This window comes from Proteus mirabilis ATCC 29906, assembly GCF_000160755.1.
GTDB lineage: Bacteria > Pseudomonadota > Gammaproteobacteria > Enterobacterales > Enterobacteriaceae > Proteus > Proteus mirabilis.
Map to the genome: position 1 here is coordinate 1,187,744 of NZ_GG668576.1, position 18,471 is coordinate 1,206,214.

Below are 18,471 nucleotides of genomic sequence, written 5' to 3' on the forward strand. Positions count from 1 at the left end.
AACGTCGCATTTAGGGGAATAGTTCAAGATATGCTACCATCAATAGAACGCACTGTACCAGTTAAGCTATGTTAAACATTGGAATTTTTGCAGTAATAGCGTTTAATACTGCCTTATAACCGTATACACTACTAAACACGTAGCACAGATTTTATGTCAGGAAGGAATCATGTCCGCACAACCCGTTGATCTTCAAATTTTTGGGCGCTCATTACGTGTCAATTGCCCACCAGAACAAAAAGATGCTTTACTGGCTTCTGCTGCTGAACTTGAACAACGATTACAAGATCTCAAAGAACGCAGTGGTGTTTCCAATACTGAGCACTTAATTTTTATCGTGGCATTAAATATGAGTCATGAGTTGGCAGAAGAAAAGTTAAAAACGAGAGACTATGCCTACAATATGGAAGAGAAAATAAAAATGCTACAACAATCTATTGAACAAGCTTTACACGATCAAGGCAAGCACCATGATCGCACTTTTTCAACATCAAAGTAGATTTGTTCAGAAAGCATGCGCACACCACGAAATTAACAGATAATAGGTTGCTTTCTACAATTAAAATAATACAATAGTTCATAGATAAGGTGCTTAACAGCACCCACCTAATTTCTCTGAGATGTTCGTCAGTGGGTAAGTCCCCTGAGCCGATATTTCAAAAAAAATAGAATGTGGTGATCTATTACTTGTGAGCATACCTGATTCGTTCAGGCAGCCTAATGGTGATAGCACTATGTTCACCTTGGACCACGGGTTCAAGGGTTACAGCCTACAACGGCATCTTGGAGACCCCAATTCAAGTTCTAAACACTGAGTACTGATTAAGTATTTAATGTTTAGAGCTTTTTTTGTTTCTTTTGCCCCTATCTTTCTTGGCTTTTCTCTTTTTTACCTCTAAAGTGTAATAAATTCATAGAAGTGATATATTTTTATTCATACTAATTCCTTGCTGATGGATTAATCATGACACAACCCCCTGTTTTCCAGCAAAGAGATCAGATACGTAAAGCTATCCGCCAAAAACGCCGTCAACTTACTGTGGCACAGCAGCAAGATGCTGCACATAAACTCTCTGCACGGGTACTCCATCATCCCAAAGTCAAGCAAGCTAAAACAATTGCCTTATTTCTCTCTTTTGACGGCGAGATTGATACCGCACCTCTAATCACTCATTTATGGGATTTAAATAAACAGGTTTGTCTGCCTGTATTACACCCTTTTCATCGCCATCATTTACTTTTTTTACGTTACGCTCCCACCACGCAGTTAGTGAAAAATCGTTTTAATATTTTTGAACCTCCACTCAATGTGAATAACATTATTCCAATATCTGATATCGATATTATCTTTACGCCACTGGTTGCCTTCGATGAAAGTGGTCAACGACTCGGTATGGGCGGAGGTTTTTATGATAGAACATTAGAAAATTGGCAGCGGCAGTCATTTTATCCTATGGGACTTGCTCATACATGCCAACAAGTTCATTCGTTACCGAGCGCAGATTGGGATATACCGTTACCTGAAATTATTACACCTGATAAAGTATGGCGTTTTAATGAACAACTGATACAGAGAAATTAAGACGAGCTTTTAACGCTATCTTTGTTTTTTTATATTATTATCTTATTTTATAAGGTTAAATCTCTATTTTTAACCACATTGTATTTAATATGAAAAATAGAGAAAGTACGAAATTTATAAAAAGCATTAATATCATTCTTAATCTTTCGGGAAAACAATTAGATAATACAAAACCAAACATTAATAAATACGATGATACTATCGCATCATTAGAAAAAAAACATGCTTTTAAACTAAAGAAAAAAAACATTCATTATATTTTTAAAAAACAATTACACTACCCTATGATTTTTTTAGATCGTTCTAAAAATATATTTATTCTTTTAAAATATAACAATAATGAATTTCTAATTTATAATCTACAAACTGACAATATGGAGACATGGAATAAAGAGAGATTAATAAATAACAGTATAAATCACTATTACTATCTGGACTTTGCAGAAAAGCATTTTTTTGATATCACTTGGTTTGTCCCAACCTTTATGAAATATCGTATATTATTTCAAAGTGTATTATTTTACTCGTTAATTCTTCAACTGCTAGCACTTGCCTCCCCGATTATTACGCAAATAATTATGGATAAGGTAATTATCCATCAAGCCCTATCCACGCTTGATGTGTTAATAATAGGTCTTATTTTTGTCGCCGTTTCAGAATCTGTATTAAAGGGGATAAGAGAGTATATTTATCATCATACAGCAAATAAAATTGATATGTTGCTAAGTTTGAAATTAACTAATCATTTATTCAAACTTCCTATCAGTTATTTTAAATCTCGCCAAACAGGTATTATTGTTACACGAGTAAAAGAGCTTGATATCATTCGAGAGTTTATAACAAAAACCTTATTAATGTTATTAGTTGATTTCTCATTTATCTTTATTTTCCTATTTGTTATGGCTTATTTGTCATTAAAGTTAACATTAATCTTTCTTGCCACCATCCCACTCTATTTTATCTTAGCTAAATTAATTGCCCCTAAAATAGAAAAAACCGTACAACAGCTTTATCAATATTCAGCAACAAATAGTGCTTTTTTAACAGAAACCCTAGGAGGTATAGAAACAATAAAAAGCCTTTCATTAGAACCACGTTTTACACAACAGTGGCATACGCAAATCCATCAACTGACTAATGAAAATTTAAAATTACAAAATATTGATAACTTATCGCAATACATTGTTTCATTTTTACAAAAAATAACGACAGCGATACTTTTATGTCTAGGTGCTTTTGAAGTCATTTCACTTGCAATGACAATAGGTCAACTCATTGCTTTTAATATGCTATTAAACCACTGTCTACAACCTTTAAGTTCTGCTATAGAAGTTTGGGGAAAGTATATCCGAGCCAAAACGGCTATTTATAATTTACAAGACATTCTTAATCTCCCAATAGAGCAAGAAAAAGCCAATAAGAAAATGGCATTACAAGGTGAAGTGAGTTTTGAGAATGTCAGTTTTAGTTATCAACATGATGCCCCCCCTGTTGTAAAGCAAATTTCATTTAGAATAAATAAATATGAAACTATTGGTATCGTCGGGACGTCTGGATCAGGGAAAAGTACATTAGCACGCATCATCGCAGGGCTTTATATCCCACAATTAGGTCAAGTTAAGCTTGATGGCATTCCGGTTTGTGAAATTCCCCCCGCAGTATTACGTCAACAAATAGGGTTTGTCTTACAAGAGAATTTTTTATTTCATTTAACCGTGCTCGACAATATCCGTTTAACGCAACCATCAGCCTCATTAGATGAGGTTATTCATGTAGCTAAATTAGCAGGTGCTCATGAGTTTATTTTAAAACTTCCTTTAGGGTACGACACACTCATTGCTGAAAATGGCAGATCTTTATCTGGGGGACAATGCCAACGTATTGCAATTGCTAGAGCCTTACTCTCATCCCCTAAAATTTTAATTTTTGATGAAGCTACCAGCGCATTGGATGGTGAGTCTCAAGCCATCATCGAAAAAAATCTTCCCCTTATTACCCAAGATAAGACCGTCATTATGATTGCTCATCGCCTTTCCACAATAAAAAACTGTGACCGCATTATTGTATTAGAAAAAGGCCAGATAATTGAAGAAGGCAAACATAATGAATTGATTAGAAAAGATGGCGCTTATAAGAAACTTTGGCAACATCAACAAGGATAACAATGATGAAATCAAAAATAAAACAAATGATTGCTCACTACTTTAAAACTAAAAAAGAGCCTAAAAACTATGATTTTTACCCTAATCATATCGCCGTACTTGAGAAACCGCCGACACCTTATAGTCGTATTATTGCAATAATAATTTCATTAAGTGTGATTATATTTTTACTCTGGGCATATATAGGTAAATTAGATGTGCTTTCTTCAGCTATAGGAAAATTAGTGGTTTCAGGTTATTCGCAACAAATTCAAATTTATGAACATAGTCGCTTAAGCGCCATTCATGTAAAAAATGGCCAACAAGTTACCAAAGGAGAAGCGTTATTAACACTTGATATTTTAGGTGTTGATGAAGAGATTAATAATCTAAAAAATAAGATAGAAAATCTATTATTACTAAAAATTCGTTATCAAGCATTAAGTCAAAACACCCGACCTGATACAATTGATGATTTTAATTTACTAAATAAAGAAAAAAAAGAAGCGGTTCTACTAAGTTATCAAAAAGAAAAGGATGAATTTGATGCTAGTATTAATCATATTAATTCTGAAATAGAAACCAACAATAAAAACAAGCTTCTTACTCACCAAGAAATCAATTCATTAAATGAATTAAAAAACAATATTGAAAAACGTTTTAATATAAAGAAAAAACTCTATGATAAAAAAATCATTAGTACCATGGAGTTTTTAGAAAATAAAAAGGAGTTATTAGAAATTAATCAAATCATTAAAAGAAAATCATCAGAACTGATTATTTTATCCAGTCAAGAGCAACAATATATAAAAAATCGCGATAGATTAGAAAAACAAAAACACCTAGAGTGGCATGACAAATTTAAACAATATGAAAGCGAAGTTTTTATTTATCAACAAAATCTTTTTCATGCTCAGAAACGTCAACAATTAAAAGTTGTTCGTTCTCCTGTTACAGGTACAGTACAACAACTCGCTGTTCATACCCTAGGAGCCGTATTGCAACCTTCACAAGCGGTGATGGTGATAGTACCCAATACTCAGCATAATGTTGCTGAGGTGAATATTCTCAATAAAGATATTGGTTTTATCTATCCGGGTCAAAAAGCGGTGATTAAAATTGATGCTTTTCCTTATACCCGTTATGGCACCATTGAAGGCACCATTGTCAATATAGCAAAAGATTCCATACAACATGAACAATTAGGCTTAGTTTATCCCGTCCTGATTGAACTTGATAAGCAAGTAATGGGTGAAGATGAAGCACAATATAAACTGGCTACAGGTATGTCTTTAGTTGCCGATATAAAAATTGAAAAACGTCGAGTGATTGATTATTTACTCAGTCCAATAGAAGTTTATCAACATGAAGCATTAAGAGAAAAATAATAGCGAGATATCTATGAACTATATAACTGAAAATACGCCATCTCTTCATCCTTCAATTATTGATGGGCTTATTTATTTTTCAAAAAAGAATAAAGGAACATTAAAAAAAGAGCAGCTTATTCATTTTTTAGGTAATGACGACAATCTCTCTGAATTAAATATCATAGAAGCAGCTCAACAACTCAATTTAAAATGCGAATTTTCATTTTTTAATAGTGAAAGTGAGTATAAAGATAAAATAATTATTGATACACTTATCGAAATTAATGGTTATTGGTATATTCTAAAAAATAGAATAAGTGATAAATTAATTATTATTGACCCAAGCACTAACACAGAGAGTCATTATCATATTGATAAAAAAATCACTTATACCACACTGCTAATTATTAATAAGATATTTACCCCTAAACAGAGCAAGTTTAGCTTAATGTGGTGCATTCCATCGCTATTAAAACAAAAAAAATCATTATATTTAATTTTTATTTTATCTTGTTTTATTCAATTATTTTCTTTAGTTAATCCAATTATTTTTGAAAAAATTATTGACAAAGTATTAACGGGGAGAAGCCTCTCTAATTTGCAAGTTTTAGGGGTACTCCTCGTGCTGATTGCCATTATAGAGCCTATCTATCTTTTATTACGAGATAAACTTTATGCTTTTGTTTCTTGTACCCTAGGTGCCGAATTCTCAGGGAAAATTTATCAACACCTTATTCGGCTACCCAGTCAGTTTTTTAATCAACGTCAATCTGGCCAAATTATTGCTCGTATTCAAGAGCTTGCTCATATTCGCCAGTTTATTACTGGCTCTGCGTTGATGATGGTACTGGATTTTATTTTTATTATCGTATTTCTTTCAGTAATGTTTGCTTATTCCGTATTATTAACTTGGATAACCATAACAGCATTAGTCGTTTACTTTTTATTTTGGCTGATACTTGGCCCCATGATCCGTTATTGGGTTGAACAAGAGTATCAAGCAAATGCTGATAATACGAGCTTATTAACAGAGGCTATTAATGGTATAGAAACCATAAAAATAACAGCAACAGAACATCAATTTATTGAAAAGTGGCAATATAAACTCACTAATTATATCCTTAAGCGTTTTTCAGCGGCCAAAAAAGCGTTATTTGCTCAGCAATTAATTGGGGCTATTCATAAAATTACTATGGCAATTATCTTGTGGCATGGTGTTAATCTGATTATGAAAGCGCAATTAAGTGTGGGCGAATTAGTGGCTTTTAATATGTTTGCCGCCCATATTACACAACCTATTTTACGTTTAGCCCAACTTTGGCAAGATGTTCAACAAACAGGCATCTCTATACGTCGTATTGGCGAGATCGTTAATACTCCCACAGAGCATCAGCATCAAGGACTTGCTACTGTACCTAATATTGCAGGAAGTATAGTATTTTCTCATGTACGCTTTCGTTATACAGCCAATACTCCAGATGTGATTGAGCAACTCTCTTTTTCGATCCCCGCGGGCAAGTTTATTGGTATTACAGGACCCTCGGGTTCAGGGAAAAGTACTATCACACGTTTAATTCAACGTTTTTATACTCCTCAACAAGGCCAGATTTATATTGATGGTATGGATCTCGCCATTGCCAATCCCCTTACTTTACGCCAATCAATTAGTGTTGTTTTACAAGATAATTTTTTATTTAGTGGCACTATTATGGAAAATATTCGGTTATCAAAACCCGATTGTAGTGAAGAAGATATTATTGAAGCGAGTAAATTAGCCGGCGCTTTTCATTTTATTACTCAACTCCCTGAGGGATTTAATACACAAGTAGGTGAAAGAGGTAGTAATTTGTCAGGAGGGCAGCGTCAGCGTATTGCGCTAGCAAGAGCACTTTTACCTGATCCACGAATTCTTATTTTAGATGAGGCAACATCGGCGTTAGATTATGCCTCAGAAGCGGAAATTTTAGCTAATCTTCCGGCTATTTGTAAAAATAGAACGGTAATTTGTATTGCTCACCGACTTAATGCTATTTCTATTTCAGATTATATTTATGTTATTGATAAAGGTCGTATATTAGAAGAAGGTACACATAGCGATTTATTAAATAAGAAAACACTTTATCAGCAATTGTGGCAACAACAGACACAGCAATAAACCGTGATAAGTAATGAACCATAAAAATAAAGGCTCTAATTATTGAGCCTTTATACTTAATATAAAAATATGCGATATTAGTACAACATACGAGCACGAATGGTACCCGGTAGTCCTTTTAGTTTCTGCAATACTAACTCAGCTTGTGCTTTCGTTTGTGTAGTAACATCAATCACTACATAACCCACATTACCAGCTGTACGTAGATATTGCGCAGCAACGTTAATATTTTCTTCTGTAAATACGTTATTGATACTATTCATAATACCCGGACGGTTTTCATGAATATGCAGTAAACGGTTTACATCATCACCATGACTAGGCAATGATACTTCAGGGAAATTAACCGCAGATAATGTAGAACCATTATCTGAATATTTAGCTAACTTACCAGCAACTTCATAACCAATATTTTCTTGAGCTTCTTGGGTTGAACCACCAATATGTGGCGTTAAGATCACATTATCAAATTTAATTAATTCTGATACAAAAGGATCGTTCGGATCGTTATTTGCCCCCGGCTCCGTAGGGAAAACGTCCACCGCTGCACCTGATAAATGTTTACTCTCTAGCGCTTGTGCTAATGCCGGAATATCAACCACAGTTCCACGAGAGGCATTAATAAGAATAGCGCCTGGCTTCATTCGTAATAGCTCTTCGTGACCAATCATATTTTTTGTTGATGGCGTTTCTGGCACGTGTAAGCTAACAATGTCACACATATTCAGCAGTTCGGATAAGTGGCGAACTTGGGTTGCATTTCCCAAAGGAAGTTTGTTTTCAATATCATAAAAATAGACATCTAAACCAACACTTTCCGCCAATATCCCTAACTGGGTGCCTATATGACCATAGCCAATAATCCCCAGTTTTTTACCTCGCGCTTCAAAACAGCCTTTAGCTTGTTTATCCCAAATACCACGATGCGCTTTAGCATTAGCTTCTGGAATACGACGCAGTAATAACAGTAATTCCCCTAACACCATTTCAGCCACGGAACGAGTGTTTGAAAAAGGTGCATTAAAAACAGGGAGCCCACGACGGGCAGCCGCATCTAAGTCAACTTGGTTAGTACCAATGCAGAAGCAGCCTACAGCAACTAATTTTTCAGCGGCTGCAAAAATTTCTTCTGTTAAGTGAGTGCGGGAGCGGATCCCCACAAAGCGTGCATCACGGATAGCTTGTTTTAATTCTTCTCCCGATAATGCACCTTTATGATATTCGATGTTGGTATAACCTGCTGCTCTTAAATTCTCTACCGCACTTTGGTGTACACCTTCCAATAGTAGGAACTTTATCTTTTCTTTTTCCAAAGATACCTTGACCATTTACCCTGCCCTATTTGTGTTACATGAATAAAAACGAAATCCTGTTTCACCAACATAACAAAAATAGATTTTGAGGCAATACAACCGATTGCACTGTTGACAGAATAAGCGATAGATAAAGTGATTTTCTACCGAGCAAAATGATTTTGACAATAAAAATGGCAGCATTTTAAAGAGAGATATCTCTATCGTGTGATATATATCACTGAATTTATGGTTTTCAAAATAATTTGCAAAAAGTCATCATTCTGATTATCTAAGGGGAAAGATAAAAGAGAGTGGGAAAACAATATAGTTCTCCCACTCTCTTTAAGAGGATGTTGTTATCTCTGACTAGAGATACAATTTAATCGTACTATTTAATGGTTTTCACACCTTCAGAAGTCCCCATTAATACAATATCGGCTCCGCGATTAGCGAAAAGCCCGACAGTGACCACCCCTGCAATACTATTAATTTTATTTTCTAGCTCAATAGGATTCAGAATAGTGAGATTATAAACGTCTAAGATCACGTTACCATTATCCGTCACGACGTTTTCACGATATTCAGGTAACCCACCTAATTTAACCAGCTCGCGAGCAACATAAGAGCGAGCCATTGGGATAACTTCAACAGGCAGAGGGAATTTACCCAAAACATCCACTTGTTTTGATTCATCGACAATACACACAAAGGTTTTTGCCACCGCTGCAATGATTTTTTCACGGGTTAATGCCGCACCACCACCTTTGATCATCTGCATTTGATGGTTAATTTCATCAGCACCGTCTACGTAGATATCGAGCGAATCAACTTCATTACAGTCAAAAACGGGAATGCCATAGCTTTTTAGTTTTGCCGTTGAAGCCTCTGAGCTAGAAACTGCCCCTTCAATTTGACCTTTCATTGTTGCAAGAGCATCAATAAAATGAGAAGCCGTAGAGCCTGTTCCAACGCCCACGATAGTACCCGGTTTTACATATTCAAGGGCGGCCCAACCTACTGCTTTTTTTAATTCATCTTGAGTCATTTACAAAACCTTATTTTTCACATTTATCGAATAAGAATAGCATAGTGCCCATAAAATCCGCACAAGGTGTATCAAAATTTGAGACACAACATTTTAACTCATAAAAACTAAAAATATGGCATAGTACACAGTAGAACATAAAATCAAAGAGAATCTGTCAATGAAACGTCCTGATTATCGGGCCCTGCAAGCCCTTGATGCCGTTATTCGAGAGCGTGGTTTTGAACGAGCCGCACAAAAACTATGTATTACGCAATCTGCCGTTTCACAAAGAATAAAACAACTTGAGAATCTATTTGGACAACCTTTATTAGTACGTACGGTTCCGCCCCAACCCACAGAGCAAGGGCAAAAGCTACTCGCATTACTGCATCAGGTCGAAATGTTAGAAGAGCAGTGGTTAGGTGATGAAAATAGTGGCTCGACGCCTCTTTTACTCTCTTTAGCTGTCAACGCGGATAGTTTAGCTACTTGGTTATTGCCTGCTTTGCACCCGGTATTAACACAACTTCCTATCCGGCTTAATATTCAAGTAGAAGATGAAACTCGTACCCAAGAGCGATTAAGACGTGGTGAAGTGGTTGGCGCTATCAGTATTCAGCCTCAAGCATTGCCTAGCTGTCTAGTCGACCAATTAGGCGCATTAGACTATCTTTTTGTGGCATCCCCTGATTTTGCCCAACGTTATTTTGCTAATGGGGTCACTAAATCATCTCTGTTAAAAGCCCCCGCCGTCGCATTTGACCATCTTGATGATATGCATCAGGCTTTCTTACAGCAAAACTTCGGTTTATCTCCCGGTAGTGTGCCCTGCCATATTGTTAATTCTTCCGAAGCCTTTGTTCAGTTAGCTAAACAAGGCTCAACATGTTGTATGATCCCTCATCTACAAATTGCCGATGAGCTAAAAAGTGGTGAATTGATTGATTTAACGCCAGGATTATGCCAACGCCGCATGTTGTATTGGCACCGTTTTGCCCCAGAAAGCAGAACGATGAGAAAGGTAACGGATGCGTTACTTGATTATGGTCGTAAAGTGCTTAAGCAAGATGAAGAGTAAAAAGTAACGTTGATGATGTTGTTTCTTGATCAATATTATCGCTATTCTTAGAAAGGGATTTAACCAGTGTGTTCCATCAACCGGTTTAACTCACAGTGAGGAGTTGATGTTTTCCTCTACCGGAAGAAGCAAATTTAAGTTTTATTGGCATTTAACGGGCATAATATTGTATAATAAATGAACATAGGAAAAGGAGATTCAGATGAGCACTTTTATTCGTCGAAGTCGCAACGTTGCTCTAGCCATTGATGCTGGACGTAAAAGTGGTAGTGCTAACATAGAAGGTAATACCCCTGCTGATATTCAAGCCAGCCTGCTGAAAAGCTTAGGTGAGTTTACTGCATCTATTCCAACTACAAAACAACAACCTTACGTGAAAGGATCTCACGGTGCCAATCATAAAAAAACCTATTTCGGGCGTTGATCTCCGTGCAAGTTTTTATTTGACTTCCCAAAGTTTAGGATATCCTTCAAATAAACAGGCAATATTAATGGCTGATATTGCCACATTAATAGCTAAATGGAGGAATGGCTTAGAGGTCGAAATTTATACGGAAAATTATGAATTTAGATATGGTAGGATTAAGTCTTCACGTTTTAACGCCTCTGGTGAGGAAAGCGTATATTATGCAACTTACTTTCATACTCGTGCCAAGCCAAAGGACAATGATCCATTTCTAATAATTACTTTTGATCCCGTTGTTGGACAAGACGATTTTATGTTCATTGAGACCATTATTGATCATAGAACCTATTTTGGTTCACCGGGTGCAGGTAAAACTAAATCTCATATTGAAAGACGGTCATCTGATTTAAAACGCCGCATTGAAAATGGAAAAAAAATTAGTTCCGAACCTTCATCTTCAGTTCAAAACGTTAATAAAAATAACAATGATTCGCCTGATCAAGAAAATAAGTAAAGATGCTTTTTATATATGTAATATTTTCTGACATAAAATCATTTTAAAATATAAGCTTAATAACTGCTTTTCGCACCCAAAAGAACTATCAAATCAGATCCTGCGCTATAACATAGATGTATCAGCTCACTGCTGAGCCAATACATCTTATCTTTTGATGGTAAAGATTATTTAGCTGTTTTTAATTCAAATACCACGTCAACGTAATCTTTAAACTCAATGCTTTGTTGTTGATAGGTCTCTTTTACTGCTTCCGGTGACGGGGCACTTAATGCCATAGCATCCATTTTCATTCGTGCTATCGGATAAGGTGTTGCTTCTGGTGCGCGATAACTTACGCTATAAACAGCCCCTAAATCAGCACCAAACCCTTTTGCCACTGAACTTGCCTGTTGTATGGCATTTTTAATTGCCACTTCTCGTGCTTTGGCTTTGTACTGTTCTGGATCATTAACGCCAAACTCAACATTATTAATTTCATTTAGCCCTGCTGCTAATGCCCCATCCAGTAAGGTATTAAGCTGATCAAGTTTTTTGATTTTTACATCTACGGTTCGTGTTGCTGTATAGCCATTAATCACCGAACGTTCTGCTTTTTTATCATACTCATAATTAGGCTGTGTACGAATGTTGGCAGCATCAATATCTTCTTTCGTCACACCGTTTTCTTTTAAAAAGGCAAAATATTTTGCAACACGCTCATCCACTTGTTTTTTAGCTTGAGCTGCATCTTTTGCTTTTTCACTAACCTGAATATTAAGTGTCGCCATATCAGGAGTCGCTTTAATTGTTGCATTACCTGATGTAGTTATATGGGGTCCTTCAGGTACCGCCCCGGCTAAAGCGATTGAGGGTGCTCCAAGGGCTAACATGGATGCTAATACCATTGCTTTTACTTTCACAAAAACCTCCTGACAAAAATCATGTATGGGTATTGTCACTAAATTACAGTTATAACAACATTAGCATATCTGTTGTAAAGTTCTTTCAGATTAAAAGAGGTTTTTCCATCCCTGAGCGGCCAATTGCAGAGCAATAAACCACATCACACACCCCACAAACAAGTTGATGATACGTTGAGCGGTCACTTGGCTTAAAATAGGTGAAAACCAAGCCGCTAGTAGTGATAAAGCAAAAAACCAACTAATCGATGCGAATACCGCGCCAAAAGTAAACCAAGGACGTAATTCTGCTGATAATTGCCCTCCGATACTGCCAAGCACTACAAAGGTATCAAGATAAACATGGGGATTTAGCCAAGTGACGGCAACTAAAGTTACAATCACCCGCCAACGACTTTTCACTTGATTTTTATGTTGTGATAATTCAATCTCTTTTGTAAAAGCGGTTTTAAACGCATTCCATCCATACCACAATAAAAAAGCCACACCGCCCCAAGTGATCAGTAATAAAAGATATTCTGATTGGCTCAGTAATGCACTTCCACCAAAGACTCCCCCGCTAATTAATATCACATCACTTAAAGCGCATAAAAATGCACTCATTAAATGGTATTGTTTTTTACTACCTTGTTGCAAAACAAAGGCATTTTGCGCACCAATGGGCAATATCATTGCCGCACTTAATAAAAACCCCTGAAAAAATGTTGTTAACATGCAAAATATCCTAATAATTATTCATTAAATTAAGAAAAATAATAAAAGGATTTTGTTATTAGAGGAAATGAATCATTCTTATTGATAATAAGAAAAACTAATAGCGGTAAAAATAAAAGAGCCACGCTTAATCGGTGGCTCTTGAGATGTGTTTTATAACAATAGTGCTTATTCTGCTTTCATCACGGTATTTTGTGCTTGATGCATATAGACATCCATTTGTGGGAATGGAATACCAATATTATTTGCATCTAGCGCGCGTTTAAAGTTTTCCATAAGATCCCAATAAACTGGCCATGCATCATCATTGGTGGTCCAAACACGTACCACAAAGTTTAATGAAGAAGGCGCCATTTCATGTAAACGTATTGTCACGCCTTGGTTATGTTGAATACGTTTATCTTGCGCAACAACATCACCGAGCACTTTTTTGACTTTATCAATATCAGCATCATAAGCAACGCCGACAATAATTTGTGTACGACGATTTGGCTCACGGCTAAGGTTAATAACCTCACTACTGATAATTTTGCTATTTGGAATAACAATGATCCGGTCATCCGCTGAACGTAATGTGGTCGAGAATATTTGTACATCTCGCACCGTACCTTCGACAGCACCAATCATCACGTATTCACCAGCACGAATAGGACGGAAGATAACAATTAAAACACCCGCTGCAAAGTTAGAGAGTGAGCCTTGTAATGCTAAACCAACCGCTAAACCTGCCGCACCAAGTACTGCGATAACAGAAGCTGTTTGAACCCCTAATCGACCTAATACTGCAATCAAAGTGAATGCAATAACGGTATAACGCACCAAGACAGACAAGAATGTCACAACAGTTGCGTCGATATGGCGTAACGTTAAAATTCGTGCAACCCCTTTACTGACCATTTTAGCGACAAAAAGACCAATAAATAGGATCAAGAATGCAGCAACGATATTCACAGCATATTGAATAAAGAGTTCTTGATTAGCAACAAACCAACCTGTTGCTTCATCTAAACTCGCAGGTAATTCATTCATTAGACCACCTTTTAAACTTATAATCCTAATAAAAAGAATAGCAACCAATAGTATATTGTGGCAGATTTATTTAATAAATATATGGGATTTGTTAACTTCTTCTATTTTCCAGAATAAATAACCGATATTTTTGTAGCATAGTAGCAAAATCATCTAATCCACAAAATGCGATGCTTTCATTATCGTAGTAGCTCATCCCTTCTTCTAAATCATCGGTTTCAAAATGGAGAGTATTCGCCCTTACCATAATTTCCTCATCATCAATAGATAAGCTGTATTCTTTACCAATCAATTGCCACTGTTTCTCACTGCCTTTAACTTCGTCCATCTCAGTCAAAATTTGATCGATTAAGCTGATATCACCTTGGATCTCATCATTTAACCAATAACCAATCGCCTCATGATCCATTGAAAAACGGGCCAATATACCGCCAGTAAGATCACGCTGAAATTCATAGTCCATGGTGTATGCCCCTTAAATTAGCTGTCGCCTTTTTCTATATAAAATATCTATTGTTATTATGGCAAAAATAACAAAAAAACAGGAGGCATTGCCTCCTGTTTCAGACTGCTGAACAACGTTATATGTTGGAATGCAGTTGTAATCAATTTTTAGTGAAAAATCAAACTCAGTTATACCGTGGTTTGGAAAATCACTTGTGTTGCTTTATCTGTATATTGCTCTAGTTGGTCAAAATTGAGATAACGGTAAGTATCTTCCGCCGTTTCATCGACTTTATTGATGAAATCAAGATACTCTTGTGGCTCTGGTAGACGTCCTAACAGTGAAGCCACTGCCGCAAGCTCTGCGGATGCAAGGTAGACATTCGCCCCCGTACCTAAACGATTCGGGAAGTTACGTGTTGATGTTGAAACAACCGTTGCCCCATCCGCCACTCGCGCTTGGTTACCCATACATAATGAACATCCCGGCACTTCGATACGAGCGCCACTCTTACCAAAGACGCTGTAATAACCTTCTTCAGTCAGTTGTGCTGCATCCATTTTTGTTGGTGGTGCAACCCATAAGCGTGTCGGTAATTGACCTTTATGTTGATCGAGTAATTTACCCGCCGCACGGAAATGCCCAATATTGGTCATGCAAGAGCCAATAAAGACTTCATCAATTTTGCTGTTTGCAACTTCTGATAATAGACGAGCATCATCAGGATCGTTTGGTGCGCAAAGAATAGGCTCTTTGATTTCGTTTAAGTCGATTTCAATTACAGCAGCATATTCAGCATCCGCATCTGCTTCAAGTAATTGCGGATCAGCTAACCAATTTTCCATTGCCGTAATACGACGCTCAAGTGTACGACGATCACCATAACCTTCTGCTATCATCCATTTTAATAAGACAATGTTAGATTGTAGATATTCGATAATCGGTGCTTTATCTAATTTAATCGTACAACCCGCAGCAGAACGCTCAGCCGATGCATCAGCTAGCTCAAAAGCTTGCTCAACTTTAAGTTCAGGTAAACCTTCAATTTCTAAGATACGACCAGAGAAAATATTCTTTTTACCTTTTTTCTCAACGGTCAATAACCCTTCTTTAATGGCATAAAGTGGGATGGCATGAACCAGATCACGTAGCGTTACCCCCGGTTGCATTTTACCTTTAAAGCGTACTAACACCGATTCTGGCATGTCTAATGGCATTACTCCTGTAGCCGCTGCAAAAGCGACTAAGCCTGAACCTGCAGGGAATGAAATACCAATAGGGAAACGTGTATGTGAGTCACCACCAGTACCAACAGTATCTGGCAATAACATGCGGTTTAACCATGAGTGAATAATGCCATCACCCGGACGAAGTGAAACCCCTCCACGATTCATAATAAAATCAGGTAACGTGTGATGGGTGGTTACATCAACAGGTTTTGGATAAGCGGCAGTATGACAGAATGATTGCATAACCAGATCAGCGGAGAAACCTAAGCATGCTAAATCTTTCAGTTCATCACGTGTCATTGGCCCTGTAGTATCTTGAGAGCCAACGGAGGTCATTTTGGGTTCGCAATATTCACCAGGGCGAATACCATCACGACCACAAGCGCGTCCCACCATTTTTTGTGCAAGTGAGAAACCACGATCGCTCTGTTCCACTGCTTTGGCATGACGGAATAAAGTGCTAGGTGGTAAACCTAAGGCGCTACGAGCTTTTGAGGTCAATCCACGACCGATGATCAAAGGAATACGGCCACCCGCACGCACTTCATCAATCAGTACTTCTGTTTTTAGTGCAAAGGTTTCCAATAACTCATTGGTTTCATGGTTACGGATTTCACCTTTGTATGGGTAAATATCAATAACATCACCCATATTTAATTTAGAAACATCAACCTCAATAGGTAATGCACCGGCATCTTCCATCGTGTTGAAAAAGATAGGGGCAATTTTGCCACCCAATACAACTCCACCACCGCGTTTATTTGGTACATAAGGGATATCATCCCCCATAAACCAAAGTACCGAGTTGGTTGCAGATTTACGTGAAGAGCCTGTTCCGACAACATCCCCCACATAAGCCAGTGGGAAACCTTTTTTATTCAGTGCTTCGATTTGTTTAATCGGGCCAACACTACCCGGTTGGTCGGGTTCAATGCCTTCGCGGGCATTTTTTAGCATAGCTAGAGCGTGTAATGGGATATCAGGACGAGACCAAGCATCTGGTGCTGGTGATAAATCATCTGTATTGGTTTCACCCGTCACTTTAAACACGGTTACCGTGATTTTTTCAGCAAGTTCTGGACGTTCAGTAAACCATTCTCCATCAGCCCAAGATTGCATAATTTGTTTCGCGTAAACGTTGCCAGCTTTCGCTTTTTCTTCAACGTCATAAAAGCTATCAAACATCAATAAGGTATGAGAAAGTGCTTTTGCCGCAATAGGAGCCAGTTTGTCGTTATCTAGCGCTTCAATTAATGCATGGATATTATAGCCACCTTGCATAGTACCTAATAATTCTACGGCTTTTTCTGGCGTGATAAGCGGTGATGTTGTTTCACCTTTTGCGAGAGCCGTTAAAAAACCGGCTTTAACATAAGCGGCTTCATCAACGCCGGGTGGAACACGGTTAACAATTAAATCAAGAAGGAATTCTTCTTCGCCTTTTGGGGGGGACTTTAATAGCTCAACAAGTGCGGCTGTTTGTGTGGCATCGAGAGGTTTTGGAACGACACCTTCAGCTGCACGCTCTGCTACGTGCTTACGGTATTCTTCTAGCACGACTTTCTCCTCGCTTCTTTGTCATTTTGTATAACCCGGCTGTCTGCACCCTATCTAGTTGGATGCCAGGTCAGAGGATCTTTTGCTCGCATAAAACATCTATGGTTGTGAAATTATGCCCAGCTAAGGGCTATCAGCATAGCAAATTTTCAACACTATGTTAATTCGTTCACATAAAAGCAACATACAACAAACGTAAATCTCACCTTATTCATATTATGACACTCAATCTAATAGGCATTTTTCACCAGCCTCGTTTTTACCAATAAACTCAGTTAATAAATAGATATCAGTGCTACTCGGTAAACGTAACTTATCTTGTAAATTAAAGTCATTTGATTTAAGTAATAAATAACTAGAACAATAAACCTTACACATACATCCTTTAGAATTATTTTAAATAGAATGCTTATAAAAATAAACCCAACATCACCAACAAATAAAAACTTAATCAATAAACTACTATAAACCCCATATAATAATTATTTTTTGATAGAGTTTTAAAATCTAACATATTAATATGAAATAGCATTACCATGCTAATTATTTAAACAATAATTTCATTAAGTTCATTTACAAATAGCACTTAGCAATTACGTTCAACCTTTACATTTAAAAAAAGAAAATTATCGATTTATTCATTAAAATGATTAATTATATGGAGAAAGTCTTTATGGCAATTAACGAAAAATTTGTCCAAGAAATATCAAGCATTAATTATAATAATAGTATATTTTCACTCTATTTTGTCGGTCAAGATCCTCATAAAATAGCACAAGGTATCATGCCAGAAAAAGATGAAGAATTAGCCCTAAAGTAAGTGATCCACATTCCTGCTTCTGGTTTTATTTATATGGCTTCAATAATTAAAAGCATGCTGGAAAATCCATGCATAAACAAAGAGTTTGAAAAGCTAATTGCAGCAGATCTACTTCCTATTCTTCAAAATGAAACTAATATGACTGAAAATTTTACTGCCCTTCATTTAATAAAAAAAACAAATAATAGAAGAATAATTTTATAGAAG

The 18,471-nt window shown here is 36.7% G+C and carries 17 protein-coding genes and 1 other RNA gene; 11 read left to right on the forward strand and 7 right to left on the reverse strand.

Features of this window, described 5'->3' with window-relative positions; translation table 11 throughout:
- Positions 1 to 169 precede the first annotated feature (169 nt).
- From zapA to HMPREF0693_RS05490, 6 genes are all read left to right on the forward strand, one after another.
- Positions 170 to 499 (forward strand): cell division protein ZapA, encoded by a 330-nt coding sequence (gene zapA / locus HMPREF0693_RS05470; RefSeq protein ID WP_004244048.1) that lies wholly within the window; start codon positions 170 to 172, stop codon positions 497 to 499.
- Between the two features lie 110 nt (positions 500 to 609).
- Positions 610 to 794, forward strand: a non-coding RNA gene (gene ssrS, locus HMPREF0693_RS18510) — 6S RNA.
- A gap of 170 nt (positions 795 to 964) precedes the next feature.
- A complete protein-coding gene (locus HMPREF0693_RS05475) occupies positions 965 to 1,582 on the forward strand; it encodes a 5-formyltetrahydrofolate cyclo-ligase (RefSeq protein ID WP_004244049.1) in 618 nt (205 codons plus the stop codon).
- 89 nt (positions 1,583 to 1,671) lie between these two features.
- Positions 1,672 to 3,744, forward strand: a complete 2,073-nt coding sequence (locus tag HMPREF0693_RS05480) for a peptidase domain-containing ABC transporter (protein WP_004244050.1) — start codon at positions 1,672 to 1,674, stop codon at positions 3,742 to 3,744.
- Positions 3,745 to 3,749: 5 nt separating this feature from the next.
- The gene (locus HMPREF0693_RS05485; protein ID WP_223842419.1) at positions 3,750 to 5,111 is read left to right on the forward strand and encodes an HlyD family type I secretion periplasmic adaptor subunit; all 1,362 of its coding nucleotides are present in this window, start codon (positions 3,750 to 3,752) and stop codon (positions 5,109 to 5,111) included.
- A gap of 13 nt (positions 5,112 to 5,124) precedes the next feature.
- Positions 5,125 to 7,248, forward strand: coding sequence for a type I secretion system permease/ATPase (locus HMPREF0693_RS05490; RefSeq protein ID WP_004244052.1), 2,124 nt, complete (start codon positions 5,125 to 5,127; stop codon positions 7,246 to 7,248).
- A 77-nt stretch (positions 7,249 to 7,325) separates the two neighbouring features.
- Here the strand turns inward: HMPREF0693_RS05490 and serA are convergent, their stop codons facing one another.
- Together serA and rpiA are read right to left on the reverse strand one after the other, a co-directional pair.
- Complete coding sequence (gene serA / locus HMPREF0693_RS05495) at positions 7,326 to 8,576, reverse strand: phosphoglycerate dehydrogenase (protein WP_004244057.1); 1,251 nt, start codon at positions 8,574 to 8,576, stop codon at positions 7,326 to 7,328.
- Between the two features lie 355 nt (positions 8,577 to 8,931).
- A complete protein-coding gene (gene rpiA, locus HMPREF0693_RS05500) occupies positions 8,932 to 9,588 on the reverse strand; it encodes a ribose-5-phosphate isomerase RpiA (RefSeq protein ID WP_004244058.1) in 657 nt (218 codons plus the stop codon).
- 160 nt (positions 9,589 to 9,748) lie between these two features.
- Between rpiA and HMPREF0693_RS05505 the strand changes: the two genes are divergently transcribed.
- From HMPREF0693_RS05505 to HMPREF0693_RS05515, 3 genes are all read left to right on the forward strand, one after another.
- Entirely contained in the window at positions 9,749 to 10,648 is a 900-nt protein-coding gene (locus tag HMPREF0693_RS05505; RefSeq protein WP_004244059.1) for a LysR family transcriptional regulator ArgP, read from the forward strand.
- Between the two features lie 202 nt (positions 10,649 to 10,850).
- Positions 10,851 to 11,072, forward strand: a complete 222-nt coding sequence (locus HMPREF0693_RS05510) for a hypothetical protein (protein ID WP_004244060.1) — start codon at positions 10,851 to 10,853, stop codon at positions 11,070 to 11,072.
- On the forward strand, positions 11,038 to 11,568 hold the full coding sequence (locus tag HMPREF0693_RS05515) for a hypothetical protein (protein WP_004250371.1): 531 nt from the start codon (positions 11,038 to 11,040) through the stop codon (positions 11,566 to 11,568). The genes HMPREF0693_RS05510 and HMPREF0693_RS05515 overlap by 35 nt, the downstream gene beginning before the upstream one ends.
- 167 nt (positions 11,569 to 11,735) lie before the next feature.
- Here the strand turns inward: HMPREF0693_RS05515 and HMPREF0693_RS05520 are convergent, their stop codons facing one another.
- The 5 genes from HMPREF0693_RS05520 to acnB form a co-directional block, all read right to left on the reverse strand.
- Positions 11,736 to 12,470, reverse strand: a complete 735-nt coding sequence (locus HMPREF0693_RS05520) for an oxidative stress defense protein (protein ID WP_004248538.1) — start codon at positions 12,468 to 12,470, stop codon at positions 11,736 to 11,738.
- 90 nt (positions 12,471 to 12,560) lie between these two features.
- Positions 12,561 to 13,184 (reverse strand): arginine exporter ArgO, encoded by a 624-nt coding sequence (gene argO / locus HMPREF0693_RS05525; protein ID WP_004244063.1) that lies wholly within the window; start codon positions 13,182 to 13,184, stop codon positions 12,561 to 12,563.
- A 168-nt stretch (positions 13,185 to 13,352) separates the two neighbouring features.
- Positions 13,353 to 14,213 (reverse strand): small-conductance mechanosensitive channel MscS, encoded by an 861-nt coding sequence (mscS, locus tag HMPREF0693_RS05530; protein ID WP_004248539.1) that lies wholly within the window; start codon positions 14,211 to 14,213, stop codon positions 13,353 to 13,355.
- Positions 14,214 to 14,304: 91 nt separating this feature from the next.
- Positions 14,305 to 14,676, reverse strand: a complete 372-nt coding sequence (locus HMPREF0693_RS05535; RefSeq protein ID WP_004244066.1) for a YacL family protein — start codon at positions 14,674 to 14,676, stop codon at positions 14,305 to 14,307.
- 170 nt (positions 14,677 to 14,846) lie between these two features.
- The gene (acnB, locus tag HMPREF0693_RS05540) at positions 14,847 to 17,444 is read right to left on the reverse strand and encodes a bifunctional aconitate hydratase 2/2-methylisocitrate dehydratase (protein ID WP_004244067.1); all 2,598 of its coding nucleotides are present in this window, start codon (positions 17,442 to 17,444) and stop codon (positions 14,847 to 14,849) included.
- Positions 17,445 to 18,117: 673 nt separating this feature from the next.
- Between acnB and HMPREF0693_RS19105 the strand changes: the two genes are divergently transcribed.
- Complete coding sequence (locus tag HMPREF0693_RS19105) at positions 18,118 to 18,264, forward strand: hypothetical protein (protein WP_004248541.1); 147 nt, start codon at positions 18,118 to 18,120, stop codon at positions 18,262 to 18,264.
- A gap of 33 nt (positions 18,265 to 18,297) precedes the next feature.
- Positions 18,298 to 18,468: a hypothetical protein gene (locus tag HMPREF0693_RS05545; RefSeq protein ID WP_017827182.1), complete on the forward strand. Its 171-nt coding sequence runs from the start codon at positions 18,298 to 18,300 to the stop codon at positions 18,466 to 18,468.
- Positions 18,469 to 18,471: the final 3 nt, after the last annotated feature.

Bases quoted from the DNA above. Each gene is read 5' to 3' on its own strand.
- zapA (WP_004244048.1), top strand. From the start codon at position 170: ATGTCCGCACAACCCGTTGATCTTCAAATTTTTGGGCGCTCATTACGT.
- HMPREF0693_RS05475 (WP_004244049.1), top strand. From the start codon at position 965: ATGACACAACCCCCTGTTTTCCAGCAAAGAGATCAGATACGTAAAGCT.
- HMPREF0693_RS05480 (WP_004244050.1), top strand. From the start codon at position 1,672: ATGAAAAATAGAGAAAGTACGAAATTTATAAAAAGCATTAATATCATT.
- HMPREF0693_RS05485 (WP_223842419.1), top strand. From the start codon at position 3,750: ATGAAATCAAAAATAAAACAAATGATTGCTCACTACTTTAAAACTAAA.
- HMPREF0693_RS05490 (WP_004244052.1), top strand. From the start codon at position 5,125: ATGAACTATATAACTGAAAATACGCCATCTCTTCATCCTTCAATTATT.
- serA (WP_004244057.1), bottom strand. From the start codon at position 8,576: ATGGTCAAGGTATCTTTGGAAAAAGAAAAGATAAAGTTCCTACTATTG.
- rpiA (WP_004244058.1), bottom strand. From the start codon at position 9,588: ATGACTCAAGATGAATTAAAAAAAGCAGTAGGTTGGGCCGCCCTTGAA.
- HMPREF0693_RS05505 (WP_004244059.1), top strand. From the start codon at position 9,749: ATGAAACGTCCTGATTATCGGGCCCTGCAAGCCCTTGATGCCGTTATT.
- HMPREF0693_RS05510 (WP_004244060.1), top strand. From the start codon at position 10,851: ATGAGCACTTTTATTCGTCGAAGTCGCAACGTTGCTCTAGCCATTGAT.
- argO (WP_004244063.1), bottom strand. From the start codon at position 13,184: ATGTTAACAACATTTTTTCAGGGGTTTTTATTAAGTGCGGCAATGATA.
- mscS (WP_004248539.1), bottom strand. From the start codon at position 14,213: ATGAATGAATTACCTGCGAGTTTAGATGAAGCAACAGGTTGGTTTGTT.
- HMPREF0693_RS05535 (WP_004244066.1), bottom strand. From the start codon at position 14,676: ATGGACTATGAATTTCAGCGTGATCTTACTGGCGGTATATTGGCCCGT.
- HMPREF0693_RS19105 (WP_004248541.1), top strand. From the start codon at position 18,118: ATGGCAATTAACGAAAAATTTGTCCAAGAAATATCAAGCATTAATTAT.
- HMPREF0693_RS05545 (WP_017827182.1), top strand. From the start codon at position 18,298: ATGGCTTCAATAATTAAAAGCATGCTGGAAAATCCATGCATAAACAAA.